The following is a 25,248-nucleotide window of genomic DNA, read 5'->3' as shown; positions in this document are numbered from 1 at the left end:
CTTAGTTCAGCTCCTTTTGGCTGGTGACATGGATGAAAAAATCCTCGAGTGAGTCGGCGCGGATGGCCAGCTCTTTCACTTCAATCCCGTGCACCACCAACTGGCGGTTGATTTCACCGCTGTTGTCGAAGCCCTCATACAAACGGAGCACTCCCTTTTCCCATACCTGGAACCTGTGAATTCCAAGCTGGCGCTCCAATAGCACGGCCGTCTGCTGATCATCATTCACCTTAAGCTCAAGATAGTGGCGGTTTTTGCCCTGGATTTCTTCGTAATCCAACTGCTCAATGAGTCTGCCTTTATGCATAATACCGATCCGGTTGGCCATAAGCTCGATTTCGCCCAAAATATGACTGGAGATCAGCACGGTCAATTCCCGCTTCTTCTGCAGGTCTACAATAAGCTCGCGGGTATCCTTAATGCCAAGGGGGTCAAGCCCATTAATCGGCTCATCCAGGATGAGCATGTCCGGGCGATGCATGAGTGAACGGGCAATACCGAGGCGCTGGCGCATGCCGAGTGAGAGCTGTTTTGCTTTTTTATGTGCGGCCTGCTGCAGACCGACCAGCTTCAGATGCTCCATCACGGATTCCCTCTCGGGAATGCCGCTCATCCGGCGGTGAATTTCAAGATTCTCGGCGGCTGTCAGATGTGGATAGAATCCCGGAGTTTCGATAATAGAGCCAATCCGGCTGTAAAGCGTTCTGTGCAGCGGATTACCAAGCCATTCGATGCTGCCGGAGGTAGGCTGGATTAATCCCAAAATCATGCGCAGGGTCGTAGTTTTGCCGGCTCCGTTCTGGCCGAGAAGACCATAAATATCACCTTGGCGCACGGTCAGGTTCAAATTTTCAACTACGGCCGAGTTTCGGTAGTGCTTGTTTAAGTCACGGGTTTGCAGAATAGGAATCATTGATTGTCTCTCCTCAGTAAAGGTATGGACTCAGCTTAGAGGAATACCCTTACTTAACTATGACTTAATTCTTACTTTTTCTTTAATATTCCACAATTCAGCAAGAGGAAGCCTTAGGCAGCTGCAAAATAAAAGAGGTGCGTTCCCCCGGTATCGAAGCGGCATGGAGACTTCCCCCCAGCTTGAGCGCCAGCTGTCTGGCTATCGTGAGTCCCAAGCCGCTGCCGCTGCTGCCGGATGTACGGGCAGGTTCAAGCGTGTACATTCTTTCGAAAATAAGCTTCAAATTCCCTGGCGAAATCCCTGGTCCGTTATCCCAGATTTCAAGCGAAATGTGATCCTCCGTTTCGGTGAGTCGCGCCCCGATTATTCCGGAGGAAGCCCCGTGCCGCAAGCTGTTGGACAGCAAATTGCCTACGATGCGTTCCACAGCCATGCTGTCACCAAGCGCATACAAGCGTTTTTGCGGAATCTCCACAACAGGCTCCAGGGACAGGTTGAGAAAAATAGGATAGAGGCCGACCAGCATTTCCTTGGTTAATCTGTTCATGTCTATGGGGACGTTTTGCAGGGGGAGATCCCCGGCTTCAATCTTCGCCAATTGAAAAAACTGATCCAGCAGCTCATACATCGAGCGGGATTTCTTATAAGCGATGTTCATGAATTGTTTCTGCTCCGCACCACTCAGATTCTCATCCGTTTGCAGTACCTCCAAATAGCCCATCACAGAGGTCAAAGGGGTACGTAAATCATGCGAGATATTCGATACCAGCCGTTTGTGCGCGTCCTCTGCTTGCCTTGTACGGGATTCAGCATTTTGCAGACGGTCCAGAACACTGTTAATGCCGGAAGCTAACCTGCGAAGTATAGGATTTTCGCTAAAGACACGAACCCGCTCATTAGGCAGAGACTGTCCGGGTTCTGTGAAGGCAGTCTTGTTCAATAAAAACTCATGGACATGATTCAGTTCACGATGAAGCCGCAGTAAGCGGAAGGTAAGGACAATGGCCAACAGGACAGCAAGAATTAGGCTGATAAGAAGGAAAAGAACTGTCATGCTTCACCCCATTTGTAGCCCATTCCCCAGACTGTGATGATATGCCGGGGGAGAGAAGGGTCCTCTTCAATTTTGGAGCGCAATCTGCGAATGTGTACAGAAATGGTGTTTTCCGCACCCGCACCTGCATAATCTTCACCCCAGATTCGGGTATATAGATTTTCCCGGGTGAACACTTTTTTGGGATGAGAGGCCAGCAAATAGACGATTTGAAATTCCGTGGCCGTCAGACCGAGGGAGACACCGTTTTGCAGGACTGAGCATTGCTCTGGATCAATTAAAAGATCGCCACAGGAGATATATGGATTGCTCTGTTCAAGGAGAGGATCGGCTGAAAAATCAATATACCGCCGGATAAGCGCCTTTGCACGGGCTATTAATTCAAAGATACTGAAAGGCTTAATGATATAGTCATCAGCTCCGCTGCCGAGACCGATGATTTTATCCGTTTCCCCGTCTTTGGCGGTCATAATCAGCACGGGCACGTAGCTGACCGCACGGATTCTTCGCAGTACCTCCAGTCCATCCATACCTGGCAGCATCAGATCAAGCAGTACAAGCTGGAAGGGGCCGTTGTTCTCAAAGGCTGCCTTTGCCTCAAGACCGTTCCCGATCCGTATGCATTCCATGCCTTCCTTATGAAAATATCGTTCGAGCAGCCCGGAAATTTCCTGATCATCTTCAACGACAAGAATACGAATCATGTGATTTCTCCTTTGATATGACCGTTTAGCATATTTTTTGCTATTATAATATAATTAAAGCGATTTTTTAGCCGATACTAATCATAGACGGAATTTCAGCTATCATGTAATCTAGAGCATAAGACGTGAATTCACTGTAAAGAATGTAAGAAGGGAGCCGCTGCCGAAATGAATTTAGACAATTGTCCAAAGTGCGGCCGGTTATATGTCAAAAATATCATGGACCTGTGCCAGCCCTGTCTCAAAGAGCTTGAACATCAATATGAAATCTGCGTAGAATATCTGCGCAAAAACAGAGGCACCAATATTCAGGAGCTGTCCGATGCTACGGAGATTCCGATCAAGGAAATCACCCGTTTTATTCGCGAAGGCCGAATTTCCATAGCAAATGCGCCTAATATGATGCTGCCGTGCGAAGTGTGTGGAACCTTGATCCGTGAAGGTCATATGTGCGACAGCTGCCGCTCCCGTCTGACGAAAGATCTTGCAAATGCTGCTAAAGAAAGCGCTGCTGCGGAACCTGTTAAGAAGTCATCTGAGGGTGCCTACCGGGCAGTCGATAAGCTCCGCGGTATATAAATTCTGTAAAAAAACGTTTGCAGCTATAAAGAATGTTTCAACGTAGGCCGATAAACTTAGTAAAGATTATCGGCTTTTTTATATCAAAAGGAAGGTGGAAGTTATGAAAATTAACGAGACCGGACGAATTAATGCGATTAATCCGTATCAACGCAGTGCGGAATCGCAAAGGCAGGAACAAATGAAGAAGAGTACGCGTAAAGATGAGGTTTCTATTTCCGACGAAGCTATTAAGCTCTTGCAAGCCCAGAACAGCGGCAAGGTTGATGCAGAACGCGCACTTAAGATTGACAGCTTGAAGCAACAGGTCTCCGCAGGTACCTATGAAGTAGACGCAGCCAAACTCGCAGAGAAACTCGCCCCTTATTTTAAGCAATCCTCCGAGAATTAGGTGAACCCATCCATGGCATTGACGAAATTGCTTGAATTGCTTGAGCGGCTGGACGAAGCGCATCTTCAGATGCTGGATCTGGCCGCTGTCAAGAAACAGACGATTATGGACAACAAGGTGGATGGTCTTATTGACATCATGAACCGTGAGTCCAAATTAATGAAGCTGATTGGACAGCTTGAAGAGCAGCGCACGGAGGCTGCGTATGCCTTTTTGCAGCATGTGGGCATACGCTCCAACCTGAATCTGAATCTGACAGAGCTGTCCCGGCTTGTATTTGACCCTGAAGACAAATTACGGCTGCTGCAAATTCAGCAGAAGCTTTCAGACACAGTGCGTCGCTTGAAGAAAGCCAATGAGCTGAACCAGAAGCTGATTGAGCAGTCGCTTACCTTTATAGATTATTCCCTGGATTTGCTTGTCGGAAGACCGAACCAGGACTTTACCTATCATCATCCATCCGACAAGGGCAACAGCGCAGCACGGCCGGGCCTTTTTGACACCCGCGGATAAAATTGTATTTATTACTGGCTGTTTTGCCGGAGCAATCACAAGGGAGGACCAAGTAGCATGACATCGACATTTCACTCAATTGAGACCGCAAGACGAAGCCTTTTTACGCAGACTGCTGCGCTCAATACAACCGGACACAACATTGCCAATGCAAATACGGAGGGCTATACCCGCCAGCGCGTGAATATGAAAGCAGCTTCACCTATTGAGGCGTATGGACTCACTAATTCTACCGTTCCCGGCCAGCTGGGTACCGGTGTAGAATTCACCTCCATCGAACGGATCCGGGAAATGTTCCTGGATGACCAATACCGTGGAGAAAGTGCCGCCAGCGGCAACTGGACCATCCAATCGGATACCCTTGATAAGCTGGAGGCTATTGTGAATGAACCTTCAGATACAGGTATCCGGACCGTACTCGATAACTTCTGGAAGTCCTGGTCGGATTTGAGCAAGAATCCAGAGGACCCAACGGCCCGTAAGATTGTAGTGCAGACCACACAATCGCTTACTGATGCAATTAATTATATGAGCACCCAATTAAATAATCTTGACCGTGATCTTACCTCCAATATTGATGTAAAGGGGAAGGAAATTCAAACCTACCTCAGTTCTATCGTCGACCTGAACCAATCCATTGCTAAGATTGAAGGCATGGGGGATCAAGCCAATGATCTGCGGGATCAACGTGACCTGTTGACGGACAAGCTCTCTAAGATTGCTAATATTACGGTGGTAGATACGGACGCCGGATATAACATCTCATTGGGGGGACGGAATCTTGTGCAGGGAGCAGCGCTCAGCGCAACGGTAGACAGCGCGTTCCTTAATGCTGCTTATGACTCTGGAGATCTGAAGGCTGGAGAAGCTTACGGGATGATATTTTCCAACAGAACTTATGTCGCAGATTACAAGAAACAGCTTGATACTTTGGCTAATACGATTGCCAACGGAGAGGTGCAGGTTACGATTCCGGCAGGCTCTACCGTACCCGCAGGAACTACAGTACTCAAAGACTCAGAAATCATAAATGTAGACGGGACTAAGACCACACTGCTTGCAGGTGCTGCAATTCCTATTCCTCTAACCGGCGATCTAAAAACTACTGTTAAAGGTCTGAACGGCTTGCATCAGTTGGGATTTGGTATGGATGGCAGCTCAGGCCGCGCATTCTTTACCCCTGCTGTCGCAGGTGAAGCTATCACTGCCGGCAATATTCGGTTGAATCCGGAGATTGCAGCCGATCCAAGCCTATTTGCCACTTCGATGCGTGCAACTACTGATACCGCTGGCAAGGTTTCAGTGATCAAAGGCAATAATACCTTGGCCCTGATGTTCAGCAATCTCAAAGATAATAATACATTTACTACAGCAAGCGGCTCTACAACAGGCACTGTCGGGTCCTATCTCAGCTCTATGGTCGGCCAGCTTGGTATCCAATCACAAGAGGCTGCCCGCCAGGCAAGCAATTCGGACTTTCTGGTCGAGCAAGTGGATTCCCGCCGCCAGTCTGTAAGCGGCGTATCACTGGATGAAGAAATGTCGAATATGCTGGTATTCCAGCATGCTTACAGTGCCGCTGCGCGTTTTATGACGACTTTTGATGAAATGCTCGATAAATTGATTAATTCTACCGGCACCGTCGGCAGATAGAGGAGGAAGAGCATATGTTGAGGGTAACCTCCAATATGATGAATTCACAGCTGCTGCTTAACTTGAACCGCAATGCGCGTACAATGAACGATACACAGCTGCAGCTGGCCAGCGGGCGGAAGATCAACAAGCCCTCCGACGACCCTGTAGGAATTACATATTCTTTGCGCTACCGTGCGGAGCTTTCGTCAAATGAACAATATACCAGGAACGTAGACGGTGCTCTCTCTTGGCTGGACTATAATGATACTGTGCTGGGCCAGGCAGGAGATGTTGTGCAGCGTCTGCGGGAGCTTACCGTGAAGGCATCGACAGGAAGCAATCCCCAATCGGCGTTGGATAGCATCAACGAAGAGGTCTTGCAGCTCAAAGAACAACTCGTGGATATCTCCAACAGCAAGCTCAACGGCAAATACATCTTTAATGGTGAGAAATATGATACTAAGCCATATGATTTTGCCAAAGGGACAGATGGGTCCTATGACACTTCCATGCCGGTCACTACAGATTCTGGACAAATTCAGTATATTGTGGGTGAGGGTGTGCAGATGCCTATTAATATGACTGGTAATGATGTATTTGGTCATACTGGGGATTCTGATAATCTATTCTCAATTATTAATAGCATTTCTGCTGCCTTGGAAAAAGGTGATTTAAAAGCCATATCAGGTCAACTGGACAATATCGATACACGGGTTGAAACCATCTTATCTGCCCGCGCAGAGATTGGTGCGAAGACTAATCGTGTGGAACTAATGCAGGATAGGCTTAGCGATCTCAACATCAATCTGACAGATCTGCAAGCGAAGACGGAAGATGCTGATTACGAGGAGCTTATTATGAAGTCCAAAATTCAAGAGAATATCTACAATGCCTCTTTGTCGGTAGGTGCTAAGATTATATCTACCACACTCGTGGACTTTATCAGATAACGGAGGTGAAGCTCGCTTATGCAGTCCATTCTGCAAATTCGACAGACACCGGCAATAATTGGTATTGATGCTGATCCCGGAACATTTTCTATGTCACAGCCCAAAGCAGAGGTAAACGTAACGACTACGCCAGGCGAGTTGACGGTTCAATCTTCCAGGCCGGAGTTAACCATTGATCAGACGAGGGCACACGCCGCCTATAACGGAGGCAGTGTATTGGATATGAACAAACGTATCTATTCCGGGATTCAGCAGTTGTATCTTCAAGCGATTGCCCGCAGAATGGAGCAAGGAACAAGGATGGCTGAGTTTTTTAAGCCTGGTAATACAATAGCTGAAGTATATGGCATGGATACCGAGCCGAATTCCTTCCCTGAGCCTTGTGGCCCTGCCTCCTATGATAACGTGGATATCCATTTTGAGACGAGAGCTCCTCAAATTAGCTTTCGGGCAGCAGAGGTTGATATTCAAGTCGAGAGACATCGTCCGGAAACTGAATATACTCGCGGCAAGCTGAATATTTACATGCAGCAGTATGCATCGATTCAGTTTATTCCACCCGAAGTGAATGTTCAATTGTAGCTTGTTAAGCTATAGATGTGCCTAGAGCACCTCTATAGCTTTTGTACTTTTCTAATAATATTATATTATGCCTAAGGAATAGTTTTGCATTGCAGAACTTTTAAGGAGTGAACAACTTGATTATTGAAACGCTATCTTGGGGTAAACTAGAAATAGACGAAGAACAGATCTATCATTTCTCTAAAGGATTGCCCGGCTTCGATGAGGAGACTGATTTTGCTCTGATACCGATGGCTGAAACTCCGTTTTGGGTACTACAGTCTGTAAAAAACATAGGTCTATCTTTCTTATTAGGTGATCCATTTGTCTTTTACCCCACCTTTGAATTTGAGTTGCCAGATGATGAAGCTGAAGAGTTAGGGATTGGCAAAGATGTCGTTGTCCGCTGCATTATTACATTAAAAGAGCAATTAGATCAATCAACGATTAATCTACTCGCTCCCGTTGTACTCAATCCTACAGGCCTATCCGGCAAACAGATTGTTTTGCACAAGGCCCCTTATCATACGAAGCATAGCTTGCTGCAGGAACAGTCGGCTATAGACGGAAAGGATGGTGGATAACATGCTTGTACTGTCCCGCAGAAAAGGGGAGTCCATCGTGATACAGGACCAGATTGAACTGACCATCCTAAGTGTGGATGGGGATACAGTTAAAGTGGGGATCTCTGCACCGAAACATGTTGATATTTTCCGCAAAGAAGTCTATCTCTCCATCCAGGAGTCGAACCGTGAATCCGTTGCTCCTCAGCAGTCTGATTTGAATGCGCTGATTGATCGGCTGCGCGGCTCAAATGCCAATAATTAAATATTCGGGACTGTTTAACCAACCTGAGCAGCAATAAGCTGCTCGGGTTTTTTTGTCGATTGGAGAAGAAAATTAAAAGAAAATAAAAAAACTTTAAAAAACTCTAAACAGTTGGGGACATGCAGACGATATATGTATTAGACGCTGATCCGGCAGGGCGGCCGACCTTAATGGTTCGGCGTTTACCACATGGATGTGGAACTAACTTAATTTCAGGGAGGAAATATCAAATGATTATTAACCACAATATCCCGGCGTTGAATACTCACCGCCAACTGTCCATTAACACTGCTAACACTAACAAAAATATCGAGAAATTGTCTTCCGGTCTTCGCATCAACCGTGCCGGTGACGATGCTGCCGGTTTGGCAATCTCCGAAAAAATGCGCGGTCAAATCCGCGGCTTAGATCAAGCTTCCCGTAATGCTCAAGATGGTATCTCGTTGATTCAAACCGCTGAAGGTGCATTGAACGAAACTCACTCCATCCTTCAACGTCAACGCGAAATCGCTAACCAATCCGCTAACGGAACAAACACTGATTCCGATCGTCAAGCTCTGCAAGACGAAATGAACCAATTGACTTCCGAAATCAACCGTATCGGTAACACTACTGAGTTCAATACTCAGAAATTGCTGCAAGGTGATGGAAAAGCATCTTTAAAGGGAACGGGCGCATTTACAGATACTCTATTAGGTACTGGTGCTGGGACTGTAGGTGCAACTGTAAATACTGAAGCTACACAAACATTGGCTCTTACTGCTGGAACAGCAGCGGTAGCTGGACAAGATGTTAAGTTCACTTTGAATGGACAAGAAATCACTATTAAATTCGCTGCTGCTGGAGCAAATGGTAAAACTGGCGCGGATGGTGACCGTCAAGTATTTGATGTGACTTCTAATTCGGCGACTATTACACTTGATGGAACTACTCCTGGTAACAATACTGGTACTAACGCAGCATTGGATATTGCAAAAGCTTTGCAATCAGTAATTGATGCAAATGAAACTTTAAAGGGTAATTTTACATCTAGTGGAGCGACAGCTAATTCGGTTGTAGTAAAAGCAGTATCTAAGGACAATGGTGGAGCACTGTACGGTTCTAAGGGGAATATTGCCGCAACGACTGGTACTCTTGCTGCTGTTGCTACCGCAGGTGCTGATGATGTAGGGGTTACCTCGTATACTCAAGCTACAGGCGTTATTACATTCGCTGCCGGAAACGCAGCTGAACAGGCTAAGCTTGTAGGAACAGGACTAACAATTAATGATCAACAAATTGAGTTCTATGATGCTACTAAAGGTGCTTATACTGGTAAAGCGCTTGGCGTAAATATCAGTGGTGCAGCAGATGCAACTGCTGTTGCGAAAGCTATCGTAGATACACTTGGTGATAAGCTGGACGGAGTTAAGCTGACTAATACCGCCGGAGCCCTAACTATTACTGCAACTGATGCAAAAGGCGAAGCTGGTAACGGCATTAAAGTTACCAACGGTGGAGTTCAAAAAGACTTCGAAACTTCTTTCCAAATCGGTGCTAACAAAGGTCAATCCATGAGCCTGTCGATCAAAGACGTTCGCTCAAACGCTCTTGGTATCACAGGTAAAGCTGGCGATGTTGGTTTCACTACTAGCAACACAGTAACTAACGGAACTAATGATGTTAAAGGCGAAGCTGCTCTGAACATTGCTACTAAAGAAGGCGCATCTGCTGCTATCGCAGTTCTGGACAAAGCAACTGCATTCGTATCCAGCGAACGTTCTAAACTGGGTGCCGTTCAAAACCGTTTGGAACACACCATCAACAACTTGGGAACAGCTTCCGAGAACCTGACTGCTGCTGAATCCCGTGTACGTGACGTTGACATGGCTAAAGAAATGATGCAACAAACTAAGAACAACATCCTTGCTCAGGCTGCACAAGCTATGTTGGCGCAAGCTAACCAACAGCCGCAAGGCGTTCTGCAATTGCTTCGTTAAGATTTACGCGCTTCACGCTAGGCCCCGGGGAAACCCGGGGCCTTTTTTCTTTTTTTACTTGACTTGAACAAAATCCTAAATTATCCCTGAAACTAACCGATATATAAAGTATTAAAGTGTATAGTGGAGGTCGGGGTTAATGAATGTACAGTTTTCACTTACTGCTAGTTCTACAACAAGCGGACAGGGTAGAGCCGAATCAACAACAGCATCGGGCGGTGGACCGGTATCACCCGTAAATCAAGTCTCTGCGATCCGTAATACCAAGGAGATGAGCTTGAAAGAAAAGCAGGGCGTGAATGTAACCGTTGCTGAGGAACAGTTGATCCGCACCATTGAACGGGCCGTTCAATCTCTGCAAGGACCCCAGACCACGCTGGAGATCAGCATCCATGAGAAGACACATGATATTATGGTGAAGGTGCTTAACAAAGATACCGGTGAATTAATACGCGAAGTTCCCCCAGAGAAGACTTTAGACCTTGTAGCTAGTATGATGGAAATTGCAGGTATTCTTGTAGACGAAAAAATATAACCTTTGGAGGTGTCAACTTGGTAACACGTGTAAATGGTTTCTCAGGCATGGACATTGATAGCATGGTCAAGAGTATGATGGCCGCCAAACGGGTGCCCCTAGATAAGCTTACCCAAGATAAACAGATCCTGCAGTGGACGCGGGAAAGCTACCGGGAGCTGAACAGTAAACTCTACGATTTCCGGCAAAATAAATTGATTGTGAAATATGGCGGGAATGCGGCTCTAAATGCGAATAAGGCAATTACTACTGGAAATACAGATGCCGTAAAAGCAGAGGCTCTGGCTTCCGCCAATGGCATTAACATGGAGGTAAGTGTTAGTCAGTTGGCTGCCCGGACAACGCTGCAGATGAATACAGGATTAGGACAAGGGGTATCAAGTTCTACTTCGCTGGCTACGCTCGATGGTGTTGATTTATTTAGTCTTTCAGAGGATGCCCGAACTGAGTATCTGAAGAAGGGTTTTGATGTTGCCATTAATGGGGTGGAATTTAAGGACAAGGATGGCAAATCCCTGTTCAATGGTCTTACTTCTATATCAACGATGGTGGCAACCATTAATTCGCACCCGACTGCCAATGCTATTGCAAGCTATGATGAGATTACAGGGAAATTAAGTATTGCCTCTAAGACCAGTGGAGATCCTAATCCAGCTTCTGGATACAAAGCAACAAGGGATGTAAAGGTAGGGAACGGAAGTACCTTATTGGCTTTATTCACCAAGAGAACTGTTACGGAAGTAGAGACCATTGGGGCCGGAACCAGCGATGGTACCAAAACATTGGCCCACCTCCAAAATCTGCTGGATACGACAATCGAGGCAGATGCCGAGAAGTTGAAATACAAATTCAGCGTCAATGGTGAATCCTTCTCCTTTGACGGAACCAAATCTATTAATGATGTTGTAGCTGAGATTAACGCGAAGTCAGGTACAACTAAAGTACAGGCAGAATTTACCGGTGGCAAATTGAAGCTGACTGCGGACTCTGGAAGCGAAGTAAAGCTAGGGGGTGATTCCTTCGAGCTGCTGCAGTTGTTCAAAGGTGTAAAGCCTGCTGTAGGGAGTCCCAGTGATTACAATGTTAAGAATGGACAGAACGCCATCGTTTCTATTAATGGTGAACTCATTAAAGATACGAACGACAATGTTTTCACAATTAATGGCGTCCAACTGACGCTGCTGAAGGAAACGGTTATAAGAGGTCCTGTTGATCCTGCAAATCCAACCGCTCCACCTCCAATAACAGGTGACAATACGATCAAAATTATAACCCAATCTGACCCGGATAAAGCTATAGAGTCCATTAAAGGCTTTATAGAAGACTACAACAGCTTGATCAAAACGCTGAATTCCAAAATTGATGAAGTTAAATATCGTGATTTCAGGCCACTGACGGATGAGCAGAAGAAGGAATTAAAAGAAGCAGATATTAAGACCTGGACAGAGAAGGCACAAAGTGGTCTTCTAAAGAATAATGACATTATAAAAAATGTCCTATCCCAAATGCGTGGAGTTATAACGGAGAAGCTGGGTCCGCTTAGTACGCTTGGGATTACCACAGGGAATTATGCCTCAGACGGCATGTTGGTGATTGAGAACGAAACGAAGCTGAAGGCTGCCATCAGTGCAAATCCTCAGCTTGCTCTTGACCTGTTCCAGGGTCCGGGAAATGCTGTAAATGACGGTATTTTTGATAAGATGGCAGATAAGATAAGTGCTGCACTTAGCAATATTGCTGAACGCGCAGGAACAAACAAAAACTCAATGGACCTATCCAGCACCTTTAAAGAACAAAGTGTAATGGGTAAGACGATGAAGGGGTACAATAGTCGAATTCTTCTCATGCAGAGAAACCTGGCAAATACGGAGAATCGCTACTACAAGCAGTTCACTGCGATGGAAACGGCAATGAGTAAGATGCAATCCCAGTCTTCCAGTCTGCTATCCAGCATGGGTCTATCATCATAACAGTTAAAGGGTGAGATCATTGATTAATTCTCCATACGATAAATACCGCCAGTCTTCCGTTCAGACGTCTACACCTGCCCAACTGGTGATCATGCTCTATGACGGGGCCATCCGCTTCATCCGGGCAGGGCTGGACGGTCTGAAACAGAACGATCTTGAAAAAACCAATATTAATCTCGGGAAGGCGCAAACTATCGTCAGTGAGCTGATGAGTACGCTTGATCGTAGCTACGAGGTGTCTGAAGGACTATATTCACTCTACGAGTATACGAGTTTCCTGCTCGTAGAAGCGAATATCCGCAAGGATGCAGTGAAAGCTGAGGAAGCGGTAGGCTACTTAACCGAACTGCGGGAGACCTGGCTGCAGGCCTCCAAAATTGCGGCTGGCCAGGGCGGCCAGGCGCCGTTACCGACGGAAAGCGCGCATGGATGAGCTGATTGCGCAACTGCAGCTGTTGACGAAAGACATCCTGGAGCGGCTGAACGATGCTGATTATGAGGAACTTGAAGTTTTTGTGGAGGAGCGTCAGCAACTGATAGACGACATGACTCGCCAGCTTTCGTCTAATCCTGCACGAGAGTCGCAAAAGGTCGAAATCGAACGAATCCTGCATCACGATCCAGATATCACTGCCCGCATGAACGTCCTCCGCCTGGAAGCTCAAGACTGGCTTCAGAAACGGAACCAGGCTAAAGCACAGCGCAATGCCTACGAGGCCGGATACACCCCAGACAGCTTTTTAATGGACCGGAAAAAATAATAATTTCCTGATGATTCATCTCAGGAGCAGGCGGGTATTAAATAGCGTCTGCTCCTTTTTTGATGAAAAATATCACAAGGTTGACGACTTTATATTAAATTTAGGGATGGTAATTTATTGAAAGAAAACATTTACTATTCCAATTGACAATAAAGAAGCAGCGGTGGTATAGTCGACTTGTGAGCAAGACTCACGTTCATCTGATGACGAAGGGAATGTTTAATCAATGGAAGGTAAAGTTAAATGGTTTAACGCAGAAAAAGGTTATGGCTTCATCGAAACTGCCGATGGTGGCGACGTATTTGTACACTTCTCCGCGATTCAAACTGACGGTTTCAAGACTTTGGATGAAGGACAATCCGTAGAGTTTGATATCGTAGAAGGCGCACGCGGACCACAAGCAGCTAACGTCATCAAATTATAATCATCCGGCGAAGCCGACCTACATATATGGTAGATGGTTAGCAATTGAGACTACGCTAGCGCGGACCTTGGGATTACTCCCGGGGTCCTTTTTTGTTGTTCAGGTAATTAACAGAGTAGCAAAATAAGAAAGAATGAGCGTAGGTTAAATCAACAGTTCCCAACATTTTACCAATTTTTTGTTAGATTCACCCTTGTAGAGGGTAATGTAAGACGTTGGGCTCTCAATGTGCCTCGACATACACAACTATGGCGTATGCTTCCGGGAGGATGTGGAAGAAGCGATGAGTGAAGCCTATGCCCATCAAACACTCAGGAGGATGAACAGCTGAATGAAGAAAACATGGCGTGGATTTATGACCGTACTACTTGGAGTTAGCATGTTGTTCGGGGCTCTGGGCAGTGTTTCTGCCGCTTCTGTGCCAAAGGATATTAAGGGACACTGGGCACAAAGCCAACTGCAGAACTGGCTGGACAATGGATATTTGGGTGGATACCCTGATGGTACGGTTAAGCCCAATAAGGTGATTACCCGGGGCGAATACGTTGCTTTTGTAAACCGTCTCTTTGGATTTACGGATACGGCGGCTATCAGCTTCAAGGATCTTCAAAAATCCAACTGGGCTTACAATGAAGTAGCGAAAGCTGTAAAAGCCGGATATATCGCCGGTTTTAGCGACAAAACCTTTCGCCCTTTAAGCCCGCTGACAAGACAGGAAGCAGCGGCAATTACTGCCAGATTACTTAGTCTGAACACAGGCAGCACTACACTTGCATTCAAGGATAGTGCCCAGATTTCTGTGTGGGCACGGGGATCCGTTGCTGCGGTAGCCAATAAGAAGATTATCAACGGGTACACAGACGGAACCTTCGGTCCTAAGAAATCGCTGACAAGAGCCGAAGCGGTTACCATCATCGGAAATTCGGTAGCTAACCGGCCGGGTGGCTCTGGTGGAACTGTAACACCTACCCCTACGCCAACAACAGCGCCAACCGCGACACCTGCACCTTCGGCAACACCTGCACCAACACCAATTCCAACTAGCGGTACAGGCGGAGGCAGCGGTGGTGGAGGGGGCAATGGTGGTGGTGGTGGCATCACTGTTCCATCTGTAAGTGGTGTAACCTACGGACATGTTGGTGTTGTTACAGCAGAAGTGTATCTTACACCTTCAGTGACCGGTGATGTCTATTATGTTGTAGCACCTTACAGCAGTACTGTATCGGCACCGAGCGCTTTGCAGATTAGAGACGGCCTGACTAGTGCCGGAACAGCTGGTGTCAATAGCGGAAAGACAGCAGCGACGGGCAATACAACGGTATCTTTCTCTGTGTATGGATTGCAGGCGGGTACTGAGTATGCAGCCTATGTAACGCTTGCTGATTCTTACGGAAACTGGTCAGTAGTATCGACACTGCGTTTAACCACTGCTGCAAGCAGTGCAACTTCCATTACTGCTGTTAAACCAGGGGAGATAGGTACGGTTACAGCAGATGTGTATGTCACCTACGGGCAAGCAAGTGGGACTAATGTACCGGTAAGATATGTAGTGTTGCCGGCTAATGCAGCTGATCCGAGTGCAGCTCAAATTGCCCAGGGAAAAGATAGTGCAGGAATAGCGCTGTCAGCTCCTTGGACGGGTTTAATCAGTCCTGCCCCTGCTCCTGGAGTAAGACAGACGCTGGGGCTTACCGGCCTGACTGCGAATACCAGCTACAAGGTATATCTCATTACCGGCAGTGAAAACACATGGTCACCGGTGGAGATTCTGCGCATTCATACTAAGTAGAAGTAACTGACTTTGGTCCGGAAGAGGGTGATTAAAAACAACCCTTTCCGGGCCAATTGTGTATTTTCGGGGAAATCATAGCATCTTATGTTAGCTAAATGTAAAGGCTGTCATGATTTGTTTTTTACTTAGCGCTGACAATTTGGTATAATGAAAATGTAAACAAAGGAGGAGTGCCCATGCAATTCAGCATTCGAGGTCAACAAATTGAAGTGACCGACGCTTTGAGAGAATATGTTGATAAGAAGCTCAGCAGACTTGAGAAGTATTTCGATGCACCCCCTACCTCAGAAGGATATGTGACGCTTGGCGTTGTCCGCGGCCTTCATACGGTGGAGGTAACCATTCCACTGGCAGGTGTGACGCTTCGTGCCGAAGACCGCAGTGATGACATGTACGCTTCCATTGATGCTGTTGTGGACAAGCTGGAACGCCAAATCCGCAAGCACAAGACCAAACTTAATCGTAAGTTCCGCCAGGAAGGAAGCCTGAAGACGCTGTTTGTAGAAGGATCCCCTAGTGCTGTTGCCGTAGAGGAACAGGATTATGATGATTTGGAAGTTGTGCGTAACAAGCGGTTTACCTTGAAGCCTATGGATGTCGAGGAAGCGATCCTGCAAATGAACATGGTTGGACATAATTTCTTTGTGTTCTCCAACATCGACACTTCTGAAGTGAGTGTTGTTTACAAACGAAATGATGGAAAGTATGGCTTGATTGAACAGAACTAGATTCTGAAAATCAAGAAGGCAATAGCTGAGGCAGCGTTATTCGTCTCAGTCTGACGTAGAAAATTAACCGAGCCCCTATTCGTGTGAATCGAATAGGGCTCTTGTGCGTATATAAACGGAGACAGAAAAAAGGGCAACATTGCCCTCCAAAGGTACAGCGGCATTTCAGTGAAAATATGAAGTTAAAACGCGACTGAACTTTTTTTGTAAAATAAGGTTGCGGCCTGCTCGTATTGCGGCATCTCTTACAAACTGTTACAATTTATGAAGCAGCGGAATCGAAATAATATATGGCCCTTTCAATTTTGTGGGATGGGCTCGATTCCACCATCTGTGTTGCATGAAAGGGGTTAACCATGCTAGGACTTGTAAAGAAAATATTCGGCGACACCAATGAACGGGATGTCAAACGTCTAATGAAGACGGTCGAAGTAATTAATGGACTGGAGCCGGATTTTGTGGCGCTTTCGGATGAAGCGCTCAAAGCTAAGACTGAAGAATTCCGCGCCCGTATTGAGAAGGGCGAAACCTTGGAAGAGATTCTTCCCGAGGCCTTTGCAACCGTACGCGAAGCTTCCAAACGGACGCTGGGCATGCGGCATTTTGACGTACAGCTGGTTGGGGGAATGGCGCTGCATGAAGGCCGGATCTCCGAGATGAAGACAGGTGAAGGTAAGACACTGGTAGGAACGCTGCCGGTATATTTGAATGCATTGCTGGGTAAAGGCGTGCATGTTGTAACTGTAAATGACTATCTCGCTCAGCGCGACAGTGCGCAAATGGCACAAATCTATAACTTCCTGGGCTTGACCGTCGGGGTGAACCTGAACGGTATGGACCATGCTGATAAACAAAGCGCTTATGCCTGCGATATTACGTATGGCACGAACAATGAATTCGGCTTCGACTACCTGCGTGACAACATGGTGCTCTACAAGGAGCAAATGGTACAACGCCCGCTATACTTCTGTATTATTGATGAGGTTGACTCCATCTTGATTGATGAAGCCCGTACCCCTCTTATTATTTCCGGACAGGCTGAGAAATCGACAGAGTTGTATTACGCCGCAGACCGTTTCGTGAAGAAGCTGACTGCTGAAGAGGACTACACGATTGATATTAAAGTGAAGTCCGTGGCTTTGACCGAGAAGGGTGTCGCTACGGCAGAACGTGCTTTTGGCATTGAGAATCTATATGACCATGCCCATGTAACCTTGAATCATCATATCGTACAAGCCCTCAAGGCCAATGCTATTATGCGCCGCGATGTGGATTATGTAGTAAATGATGAAGAGGTTGTTATTGTCGATGAATTCACGGGCCGTCTGATGGCCGGACGCCGTTATAGTGACGGGCTGCATCAAGCGATTGAAGCCAAGGAAGAGATTCAGGTACAGAATGAGAGCATGACGCTCGCTACAATTACGTTCCAGAACTACTTCCGTATGTACCGCAAGCTGGGTGGTATGACAGGTACTGCGAAGACGGAAGAAGAGGAATTCAAGAAGATCTACGGGCTGGAAGTTCTCCAGGTGCCGACCAATAAACCTAACAAACGTGATGATATGCCAGACGTCGTGTACAAGAGCGAAAATGGCAAATTCAACGCTGTAGTAGCGGAGATTGTAGAGCGCCATAAAAAGAACCAGCCAGTACTGGTAGGTACAGTATCCATCGAGAATTCCGAACGCGTATCTGAAATGCTGAAACGCAAGGGTGTTAGACACCAGGTGCTGAACGCCAAACATCACGAGGCGGAAGCAGAAATTATCTCTCATGCCGGACAACCGGGAACAGTAACTATCGCTACGAATATGGCTGGCCGTGGTACGGATATTGTACTGGGTGAAGGTGTGACCGATCTTGGTGGCCTGCATATTATTGGTACGGAGCGGCATGAATCCCGGCGGATTGATAACCAGCTGCGTGGACGCGCGGGACGTCAAGGCGACCCGGGCTCAACTCAATTTTATCTGTCGCTTGGCGATGAACTGATGAAACGCTTCGGAGCGGATAATGTCCTGAATATGATGGACCGTCTCGGATTCGAAGAAGATCAGCCGATTGAGAGCCGTATGATTACCCGTGCAGTGGAATCTGCCCAGAAGCGGGTAGAAGGCAACAACTTTGATATCCGTAAGGTTGTATTGCAATATGATGACGTAATGAATCAGCAGCGTGAGATTATCTACAAACAACGCCGCGAAATTCTGGAGTCTGACAACATTAAAGATATCGTAGTGGAAATGATCAAACCTGTCATTGACCGTGTGGTTAACGCCCACTGCAGTGATGATATTCCGGAAAACTGGGAGCTTCAAGAGGTTGCTGATTATGTAAACAGCAAACTGTTGGAAGAAGGCGTTTTGACACGTGACGATCTCTGGGGCAAGGAAGTTGAAGAGATCATCGAGTACATCTTCACCCGTGTGCTGGAGAAATATGCAGCCCGTGAAGAACGTCTGGGTGCCGAGCTGGTACGCGAATTCGAGAAGGTTATCGTACTTCGTTCCGTAGACAGCAAATGGATGGATCATATTGATGCGATGGATCAGCTTCGTCAAGGGATTCACCTGCGTGCTTACGGCGGTACCGATCCGCTTCGCGAATATCAATTCGAAGGCTTTGAAATGTTCAATGCCATGACCGCCAGCATTCAGGAGGAAGTAGCGACCTACATTATGAAGGCGCACATTGAGACGAATCAGGAACGCCAGTCGGTAGTGGAAGAGGACAAAATCTCCACAAATGCTGAGCCTGCCGAGAAACGTCCGGTGCATGTGGAGTCTGCGATTGGCCGTAACGACCCTTGCCCTTGCGGAAGCGGCAAAAAGTACAAGAACTGCCACGGACAGAACGCGTAAGACATAGTTAGTACTTGATTTTATGATTCTGTTAAAATAGTGAGCAAGTACGAAGTGGCGAGTGCATTTTAATGCTTCGCGCTTTAGGTCTTGTCCATTGCTTCAAAGGTTATAATGACAATAAAAAGCGGCTGGGCCCGGGGGACTCCCCCCGTTTTGCGGCCCGGCCGCTTTTTTGGACTTTGGGATCTTTTGGTGACATGAAGCGGAGCAGAAGGAACTGTTCTTGAGAACTTAACCATGAAGGTGAGAGTAACGGAGGGGAAGTTTGGAACTGTAGGAGCGCTAGCGTCCGCCTTTGTCTTCGGATTTCTACCGCCAATAGCGGATAAAATCAAGAAATCTGAAGACAACAGCGGCCGGAAGTCCAAACATTCCCCGCAGTTACGGGCATCACCGAATAATACGCTTTGTTCTGAAGAACAATTCCGCCAGCGAAGCGCGTTGGACTCCAGAAATGCCTAAGTCCAATCAGCCGCCCGGCGCAAACACTTATTTTTGAAAGGTGAAGTGAACCATATGATCGATGCTAACGTGAAACAAGACCTGCGTGAAATAGGCAAGAAACTAACCAACCTTAGGGGGTCTCTTTGACTTAGATCTGAAGCAGGAGATGATCGCAAACTTTGAGGAGAAAATGGCTGCTCCCGGATTTTGGGATGATCCCGAGAAAGCGCAAGGTGTGATCGGCGAGATGAACGCGGTAAAGTCCAGCGTGGATCAGTATGAGAAGCTGCAGCAGGATTATGAAGATGCCGCAATGATGGCTGAGCTTGCCGATGAAGAAGGCGACGACGCCCTGGCAGCAGAGATTGCCGGAACTATCCGCAGTGTTGGCAGTAAAGTCGATGAGTTCGAGCTTCAGCTGTTGCTGAACCAGCCGTATGACAAGCTGAATGCAATTCTGGAGCTGCACCCGGGTGCTGGCGGAACGGAATCCCAGGATTGGGGACAGATGCTGCTGCGGATGTATACGCGGTGGGCGGAAAAGAACGGATTTAAAGTAGAGGTGCTCGATTATCTGCCGGGTGATGAAGCGGGGATTAAGAGTGTTACGCTGCTGATCAAGGGTTTTAATGCCTATGGCTATTTAAAGACTGAAAAAGGGGTCCACCGGCTGGTGCGCATCTCTCCGTTCGACTCTTCCGGAAGACGCCATACTTCTTTTGTCTCCTGCGATGTCGTTCCAGAAATATCCGATGACGTAGAGGTGGAGATCCGTACAGAGGATCTGAAGATCGATACGTACCGGGCCAGCGGCGCAGGCGGTCAGCATATCAATACAACCGACTCTGCCGTGCGGATTACCCACTTGCCGACAGGTGTAGTGGTAACCTGCCAGAACGAGCGCTCGCAGATCAAAAACCGGGAACAGGCAATGAAAATGCTCCGTTCCAAGCTGTATGAGCGCAAACTGCAGGAACAACAGCAGCATCTGGATGAGATCCGCGGCGAGCAATCTGAAATTGCCTGGGGAAGCCAGATTCGCTCTTATGTATTCCATCCCTATAGCATGGTAAAGGATCACCGCACTTCCGTGGAAACCGGAAATGTCGGAGCGGTCATGGACGGCGATTTGGATCTGTTCATTGACGGGTACTTGCGGAGCCAAATCAAAACAGAGGTTGAATAAGCGGAACTGTATTCCTACGCGTCTTCGGAGGTGTAGGAATTTTTGTGATGTAAGAATGAAATGCCTGTAATTCCCGCAAAGTAGTTGAAATGCTCTGGAACAACAACTTGACTTGGTGGCGATATATAAGCAAGATCACATCTTAAGGAGAAAAGGCATACATGCAAAAAATCAATTCACGCAACAAGCCCCCGTTGATCCCGCTGAACGGGCCGCTGCGCCATACCGTAGATATTGTGCTCATCCTGGTCGGGTCGCTGATTACCGCGCTTGCTTTTAATCTGTTTTTCTTGCCGAACCAGATTGCATCCGGCGGGGTTTCGGGATTGTCCGTACTTGCCGAAGCCTGGTTTCATGCGGAGCCGGCATTTACGCAGTGGGCGCTGAATATCCCGCTGTTTGTGCTGGGGATCATCTTTCTCGGCAAGCAATATGGAATCCGCTCCTTGCTGGGGAGCTTTGTGCTGCCGCTGTTTATTTTCCTGACCAAAGATGGGCCTGTTCCTACAACAAACCCGCTGCTGGCTTCCATCTATGGTGGTATCGGCGTGGGTCTGGGTCTGGGTCTGGTTTTCCGCGGGCGCGGTTCGACAGGTGGTTTGACCATTCTGGCGCAGATTATCCAGAAGATCACCGGGTTCAGCTTCTCACTCTCCGTTGTGCTGCTGGACGGTACGGTCATTACGCTGGCTGCTTTTGTACTGGGGATGGAGCAGGCGATGTACGCATTGATCGGGCTGTTCGTTACAGGCAAAGTAATCAACGCGCTTGAGGTAGGCTTTAGTACGACCAAGGTTGCGTATATTATTTCAGACCAGACGGAAGAGATATCGCAGGCGATCTTAAACGACCTGGACCGTGGTCTGACTAAGCTGAAGGCTGAGGGCGGATATACTGGCGACAATCGTACGGTTCTCATGGCAGTTGTCGGACAGAACGAGATTACAAGGCTGAAGGCCATTGTCCGCTCGGTCGATCCGGGGGCGTTTGTCATTATAACGGAGGCTCATGAAGTATTGGGCGAAGGCTTTAAAAGAGAAGCATAGATTTTTCCTTAGGGGAAGCTCAAAGCTTCTCTTTTTTCTTAGATATCGGGTCACGGGCTGCGGTGGAAATCTAAAAATGCTTGGAATAAAGTTGACGCAACGTGTTGTATTTATATTAATTCGGACGTATAATAATACATATTTGCTGGACGGTATTCATTCAATTCATGAAGCAGGAAGTGGGGATGACAGTGGAAGGCAAGCTGAGAGCGGCAATTGTCGGATCAACGGGTTATGGAGGCGTGGAGCTGATTAGGCTGCTGCAGAACCACCCTGATATAGAGGTTACGTCAGTGATCTCCTCATCGAGTGCGGGCGAGCCCATTGAGAATGGATTCCCCCACTTAACGGGAATTATCCAGCGCAATCTGGATGGTGTAGACCCGGCAGAGATCGCCGGAAGGGCGGATGTCGTGTTCACGGCTACGCCGTCGGGAGTCAGTGCGAAGCTGGTGCCGCAATTGCTGGAGGCAGGACTGAAGGTCGTCGATTTATCGGGTGACTTCCGGCTAAAAGACGGTGCGGAGTATGAACAGTGGTATAAGCATCCGGCTCCCCCTCAAGCTTACCTGGAGCAGGCGGTCTACGGCTTATGTGAGGTATTCGGGGAACGTGCCGCCGGCGTGGATTTTATCTCTAATCCGGGCTGTTATCCTACGGCAACACTGCTGGGGCTGATTCCGGCGCTGAAGGCAGGCTGGATTAAGCATGACAGTATCATTATTGATGCAAAATCGGGAGTTTCCGGGGCAGGGCGCGGAACGAGTCTGATGGTCCATTTTGCCGAGATCAATGAGAACCTCAAAGCCTATAAAATCAACAAACACCAGCATATTCCCGAAATTGAGCAGGTGCTCACGGAGATTGCCGGAGAGAAGGTAACCGTAACGTTCACCACGCATTTGGTTCCAATGAACCGGGGGATCATGAGTACGATGTATGCCGGGATGAACGGAAATTATAGCGAGCAGGATTTTGTGGAATTATACCGTGAGTATTATGAAGGCAGACCGTTTGTCCGCGTCCGCGGGGCTGGCGTTGTTCCGGCGACGAAAGAAGTCAGCGGCTCCAACTACTGCGATATCGGGTTTGCCACAGATGCCCGTACAGGCCGGGTTACCATAGTGTCCGTGATTGACAACATCGTTAAAGGCGCAGCAGGGCAAGCGATTCAGAACCTGAATTTGATGATGGGATGGGAGGAAACCCGTGGCCTTGGCTACACGCCTGTGTATCCGTAAGGTTCAGCGGTCAAACATACAATGAATGAGATTAAAGCTTATACCGTCTTGGAAGGCGGAAGTATAACTGCACCGAAGGGATTTACCTCTGGAGGGCTGCACTGCGGCCTCAAAAAAACCGACCGCAATGACCTTGCGGCCATCCTTTGCGAGGTACCTGCCACGGCTGCTGCTGTCTATACGACCAATGTATTTCAGGCTGCTCCGCTGAAGGTGACACGGGAAAGTCTGGCGAACGGGGTATTGCAGGCGGTAATTGTAAACAGCGGAAACGCCAATGCCTGCACCGGTGAACAGGGAGAAGCCGATGCCTACGAAATGCGTGCCGCTGCTGCACGTCATCTCGGTGTGAATGAGCTGGATGTTGCGGTTGCTTCTACCGGGGTAATCGGTGAGCTGCTGAAGATGGATTGTGTACGCAGCGGAATTGCCGGACTTCCGGAGAAGCTGGATGGGGGAGCGGCTGGTGCGGAGGAATTCTGCCAGGCTATTTTGACTACCGATCTGGTGAAAAAAGAATGCTGCGTGAAGGTGCTGGTCGGCGGCGAGGAAGTTACAATTGCCGGAGCGGCTAAAGGTTCGGGAATGATTCATCCCAATATGGCCACGATGCTGGGCTTCATGACCACGGATGCGGTCATTGATGGGGAAGCTCTGCTGACCCTGCTGCGCATGGCTACCAATTCAACATTTAATATGATCACGGTGGATGGAGATACGAGCACCAATGATATGCTGGTAGCGATGGCCAGTGGTCTGGCCGGCAATGAGAAGCTGACGCGGCTTCATCCGGATTGGGACGCTTTTGCTGCTGCGTTTATACATGTCTGCAAGACGTTGGCCAAGGCAATTGCCCGTGACGGCGAAGGTGCAACGAAGCTTATTGAAGTGCAGATCAGCGGGGCAGTCCATGATGAGGCTGCAGGTGCAATTGCCAAAACGGTGGTCGGCTCCAGTCTGGTCAAATCGGCGATATTCGGTGCGGATGCCAACTGGGGACGAATCATTGCTGCGGTGGGACGCGCGGGAGTGCCTGTATCACCAGAGCGTGTAGACATTTCGCTGGGAGAGATTGAGGTGCTGAAGCAGTCGCGTCCGGTTGCTTTTGATGAAGAGAAGGCACTTCACTATTTGCAAAAGAGCGATACGATATTGATTACCGTAGCTTTATCTGATGGGGATGGTACGGCTACAGCCTGGGGCTGTGATCTCACTTATGATTATGTGCGGATCAATGCGGCCTACCGTACCTGACCAACCTGTTGCATAAGTCCATGGGAAGGATACCGATACTATGACCGATGAACGTATAGAGAAGAATAAGGCCGGCGGGCTGTTCGTGATGAAATGCGGCGGCAGTACGCTGGCGGCATTGCCTGACTCTTTTTTTGAGGATTTAAAAGAGTTGCAGAGCAGCGGTGTGAAGCCTGTGATCGTTCACGGCGGTGGCCCGGCGATCTCTGGAAATTTGGCGAAGCTAGGTATTGAGAGCCGTTTCGTGAATGGCCTGCGGGTGACGACCGAGGAAGTGCTGGATGTGGTGGAGATGACCTTGGCCGGGAGTATCAACAAGGCGATTGTCCGAAGAATTCAGGGCAGCGGCGGGCAGGCAATTGGCCTATCCGGTGTCGACGGGAATCTCATCATGGCCAAACCGGTAGCGAACAGCGATGAAGTGGGCCAGGTCGGTGAAGTAACCGGGGTCAAAGCAGAGATTATCAAGGGTATTCTTGATTTGGGCTATATTCCTGTAATTGCTCCTATCGGTGTGGATGCAGCAGGCCAGCGCTACAATATTAATGCGGATACAGCAGCCGGAGCGGTGGCTTCTTTTGTGGAGTCGCCCAAAATGATTGTAGTGACGGATGTTCCGGGCATTATGCGTACAGTGGAAGGACAGAAGATTGTGCTTCCGTCGGTGACGGTGGCGGAGATTGAAGAATTGATCGAAAGCGGCGAAATCTACGGCGGGATGATTCCTAAAGTGCGGGCCGCGATGGACTGCATTCAGGGCAGTGTGTCGGAGGTCGTTATTGTGGACGGCAAGGAGCCGAAAGTACTCAGCCGTGTGCTGCAGGGCGAATCGCTGGGAACGAGCATTATTTCTTCCTAATATAAGTTGAACAAAAGAACTACCTAGAGGC

25 protein-coding genes are annotated in these 25,248 nt (G+C 48.1%); 22 read left to right on the top strand and 3 right to left on the bottom strand.

Annotation, left to right across the window (positions count from 1 at the left end; translation table 11 throughout):
- Position 1: 1 nt before the first annotated feature.
- The 3 genes from MHI45_RS15870 to MHI45_RS15860 form a co-directional block, all read right to left on the bottom strand.
- Positions 2 to 913, bottom strand: coding sequence for an ATP-binding cassette domain-containing protein (locus MHI45_RS15870; RefSeq protein ID WP_076109636.1), 912 nt, complete (start codon positions 911 to 913; stop codon positions 2 to 4).
- Positions 914 to 1,010: 97 nt separating this feature from the next.
- Positions 1,011 to 1,970 (bottom strand): sensor histidine kinase, encoded by a 960-nt coding sequence (locus tag MHI45_RS15865; protein WP_076109635.1) that lies wholly within the window; start codon positions 1,968 to 1,970, stop codon positions 1,011 to 1,013.
- Positions 1,967 to 2,674: a response regulator transcription factor gene (locus MHI45_RS15860; RefSeq protein WP_076109634.1), complete on the bottom strand. Its 708-nt coding sequence runs from the start codon at positions 2,672 to 2,674 to the stop codon at positions 1,967 to 1,969. The genes MHI45_RS15865 and MHI45_RS15860 overlap by 4 nt, the downstream gene beginning before the upstream one ends.
- Before the next feature lie 168 nt (positions 2,675 to 2,842).
- Here MHI45_RS15860 and MHI45_RS15855 point away from each other — a divergent pair, with 168 nt between their 5' ends.
- The 22 genes from MHI45_RS15855 (at position 2,843) to argB (ending at position 25,217) form a co-directional block, all read left to right on the top strand.
- A complete protein-coding gene (locus MHI45_RS15855; RefSeq protein WP_076109633.1) occupies positions 2,843 to 3,253 on the top strand; it encodes a TIGR03826 family flagellar region protein in 411 nt (136 codons plus the stop codon).
- A 103-nt stretch (positions 3,254 to 3,356) separates the two neighbouring features.
- Complete coding sequence (gene flgM, locus MHI45_RS15850) at positions 3,357 to 3,644, top strand: flagellar biosynthesis anti-sigma factor FlgM (RefSeq protein ID WP_038597336.1); 288 nt, start codon at positions 3,357 to 3,359, stop codon at positions 3,642 to 3,644.
- A gap of 12 nt (positions 3,645 to 3,656) precedes the next feature.
- A complete protein-coding gene (locus MHI45_RS15845) occupies positions 3,657 to 4,157 on the top strand; it encodes a flagellar protein FlgN (protein WP_038597334.1) in 501 nt (166 codons plus the stop codon).
- A 57-nt stretch (positions 4,158 to 4,214) separates the two neighbouring features.
- Entirely contained in the window at positions 4,215 to 5,810 is a 1,596-nt protein-coding gene (flgK, locus tag MHI45_RS15840; RefSeq protein WP_076109632.1) for a flagellar hook-associated protein FlgK, read from the top strand.
- A gap of 14 nt (positions 5,811 to 5,824) precedes the next feature.
- Positions 5,825 to 6,742: a flagellar hook-associated protein FlgL gene (gene flgL, locus MHI45_RS15835; protein WP_076109631.1), complete on the top strand. Its 918-nt coding sequence runs from the start codon at positions 5,825 to 5,827 to the stop codon at positions 6,740 to 6,742.
- 18 nt (positions 6,743 to 6,760) lie between these two features.
- The gene (locus tag MHI45_RS15830; RefSeq protein WP_076109630.1) at positions 6,761 to 7,324 is read left to right on the top strand and encodes a DUF6470 family protein; all 564 of its coding nucleotides are present in this window, start codon (positions 6,761 to 6,763) and stop codon (positions 7,322 to 7,324) included.
- Positions 7,325 to 7,440: 116 nt separating this feature from the next.
- On the top strand, positions 7,441 to 7,887 hold the full coding sequence (locus MHI45_RS15825) for a flagellar assembly protein FliW (protein ID WP_076109629.1): 447 nt from the start codon (positions 7,441 to 7,443) through the stop codon (positions 7,885 to 7,887).
- A gap of 1 nt (position 7,888) precedes the next feature.
- Positions 7,889 to 8,131 (top strand): carbon storage regulator CsrA, encoded by a 243-nt coding sequence (gene csrA, locus MHI45_RS15820; protein WP_076109628.1) that lies wholly within the window; start codon positions 7,889 to 7,891, stop codon positions 8,129 to 8,131.
- A 230-nt stretch (positions 8,132 to 8,361) separates the two neighbouring features.
- Positions 8,362 to 10,110, top strand: a complete 1,749-nt coding sequence (locus tag MHI45_RS15815; RefSeq protein ID WP_076109627.1) for a flagellin N-terminal helical domain-containing protein — start codon at positions 8,362 to 8,364, stop codon at positions 10,108 to 10,110.
- 139 nt (positions 10,111 to 10,249) lie between these two features.
- Positions 10,250 to 10,645 (top strand): flagellar protein FlaG, encoded by a 396-nt coding sequence (locus MHI45_RS15810; RefSeq protein ID WP_076109626.1) that lies wholly within the window; start codon positions 10,250 to 10,252, stop codon positions 10,643 to 10,645.
- Positions 10,646 to 10,662: 17 nt separating this feature from the next.
- Positions 10,663 to 12,615, top strand: a complete 1,953-nt coding sequence (gene fliD / locus MHI45_RS15805; protein ID WP_076109625.1) for a flagellar filament capping protein FliD — start codon at positions 10,663 to 10,665, stop codon at positions 12,613 to 12,615.
- A 19-nt stretch (positions 12,616 to 12,634) separates the two neighbouring features.
- The gene (fliS, locus tag MHI45_RS15800; RefSeq protein ID WP_076109624.1) at positions 12,635 to 13,048 is read left to right on the top strand and encodes a flagellar export chaperone FliS; all 414 of its coding nucleotides are present in this window, start codon (positions 12,635 to 12,637) and stop codon (positions 13,046 to 13,048) included.
- Positions 13,041 to 13,376 carry a flagellar protein FliT gene (locus MHI45_RS15795; protein WP_076109623.1) on the top strand — a complete coding sequence of 112 codons (336 nt, stop codon included), beginning with the start codon at positions 13,041 to 13,043 and terminating at the stop codon, positions 13,374 to 13,376. The genes fliS and MHI45_RS15795 overlap by 8 nt, the downstream gene beginning before the upstream one ends.
- A gap of 226 nt (positions 13,377 to 13,602) precedes the next feature.
- Complete coding sequence (locus tag MHI45_RS15790; RefSeq protein ID WP_019915069.1) at positions 13,603 to 13,800, top strand: cold shock domain-containing protein; 198 nt, start codon at positions 13,603 to 13,605, stop codon at positions 13,798 to 13,800.
- Positions 13,801 to 14,131: 331 nt separating this feature from the next.
- Positions 14,132 to 15,589: an S-layer homology domain-containing protein gene (locus MHI45_RS15785; protein ID WP_076109622.1), complete on the top strand. Its 1,458-nt coding sequence runs from the start codon at positions 14,132 to 14,134 to the stop codon at positions 15,587 to 15,589.
- Positions 15,590 to 15,768: 179 nt separating this feature from the next.
- Positions 15,769 to 16,320 carry a ribosome hibernation-promoting factor, HPF/YfiA family gene (gene hpf, locus MHI45_RS15780; protein WP_038597313.1) on the top strand — a complete coding sequence of 184 codons (552 nt, stop codon included), beginning with the start codon at positions 15,769 to 15,771 and terminating at the stop codon, positions 16,318 to 16,320.
- Positions 16,321 to 16,676: 356 nt separating this feature from the next.
- Positions 16,677 to 19,184 (top strand): preprotein translocase subunit SecA, encoded by a 2,508-nt coding sequence (gene secA / locus MHI45_RS15775; protein ID WP_038597310.1) that lies wholly within the window; start codon positions 16,677 to 16,679, stop codon positions 19,182 to 19,184.
- A gap of 519 nt (positions 19,185 to 19,703) precedes the next feature.
- A protein-coding gene (gene prfB, locus MHI45_RS15770; RefSeq protein WP_144024261.1) for a peptide chain release factor 2 occupies positions 19,704 to 20,817 on the top strand; the annotation gives its coding sequence in 2 pieces (ribosomal slippage) (positions 19,704 to 19,775 and positions 19,777 to 20,817; 1,113 coding nt in all).
- A 161-nt stretch (positions 20,818 to 20,978) separates the two neighbouring features.
- A complete protein-coding gene (locus tag MHI45_RS15765) occupies positions 20,979 to 21,863 on the top strand; it encodes a YitT family protein (RefSeq protein ID WP_076109619.1) in 885 nt (294 codons plus the stop codon).
- Between the two features lie 185 nt (positions 21,864 to 22,048).
- Positions 22,049 to 23,104, top strand: a complete 1,056-nt coding sequence (gene argC / locus MHI45_RS15760) for an N-acetyl-gamma-glutamyl-phosphate reductase (RefSeq protein WP_076109618.1) — start codon at positions 22,049 to 22,051, stop codon at positions 23,102 to 23,104.
- A 21-nt stretch (positions 23,105 to 23,125) separates the two neighbouring features.
- Positions 23,126 to 24,358 carry a bifunctional ornithine acetyltransferase/N-acetylglutamate synthase gene (gene argJ, locus MHI45_RS15755; protein WP_076109617.1) on the top strand — a complete coding sequence of 411 codons (1,233 nt, stop codon included), beginning with the start codon at positions 23,126 to 23,128 and terminating at the stop codon, positions 24,356 to 24,358.
- 40 nt (positions 24,359 to 24,398) lie between these two features.
- Complete coding sequence (gene argB / locus MHI45_RS15750) at positions 24,399 to 25,217, top strand: acetylglutamate kinase (protein ID WP_076109616.1); 819 nt, start codon at positions 24,399 to 24,401, stop codon at positions 25,215 to 25,217.
- Positions 25,218 to 25,248 lie beyond the last annotated feature (31 nt).

This window comes from Paenibacillus sp. FSL H3-0321 (genome assembly GCF_038002865.1).
Classification (GTDB): Bacteria; Bacillota; Bacilli; order Paenibacillales; family Paenibacillaceae; genus Paenibacillus_AQ.
This window is presented reverse-complemented; position numbering and strand designations above follow the sequence as displayed.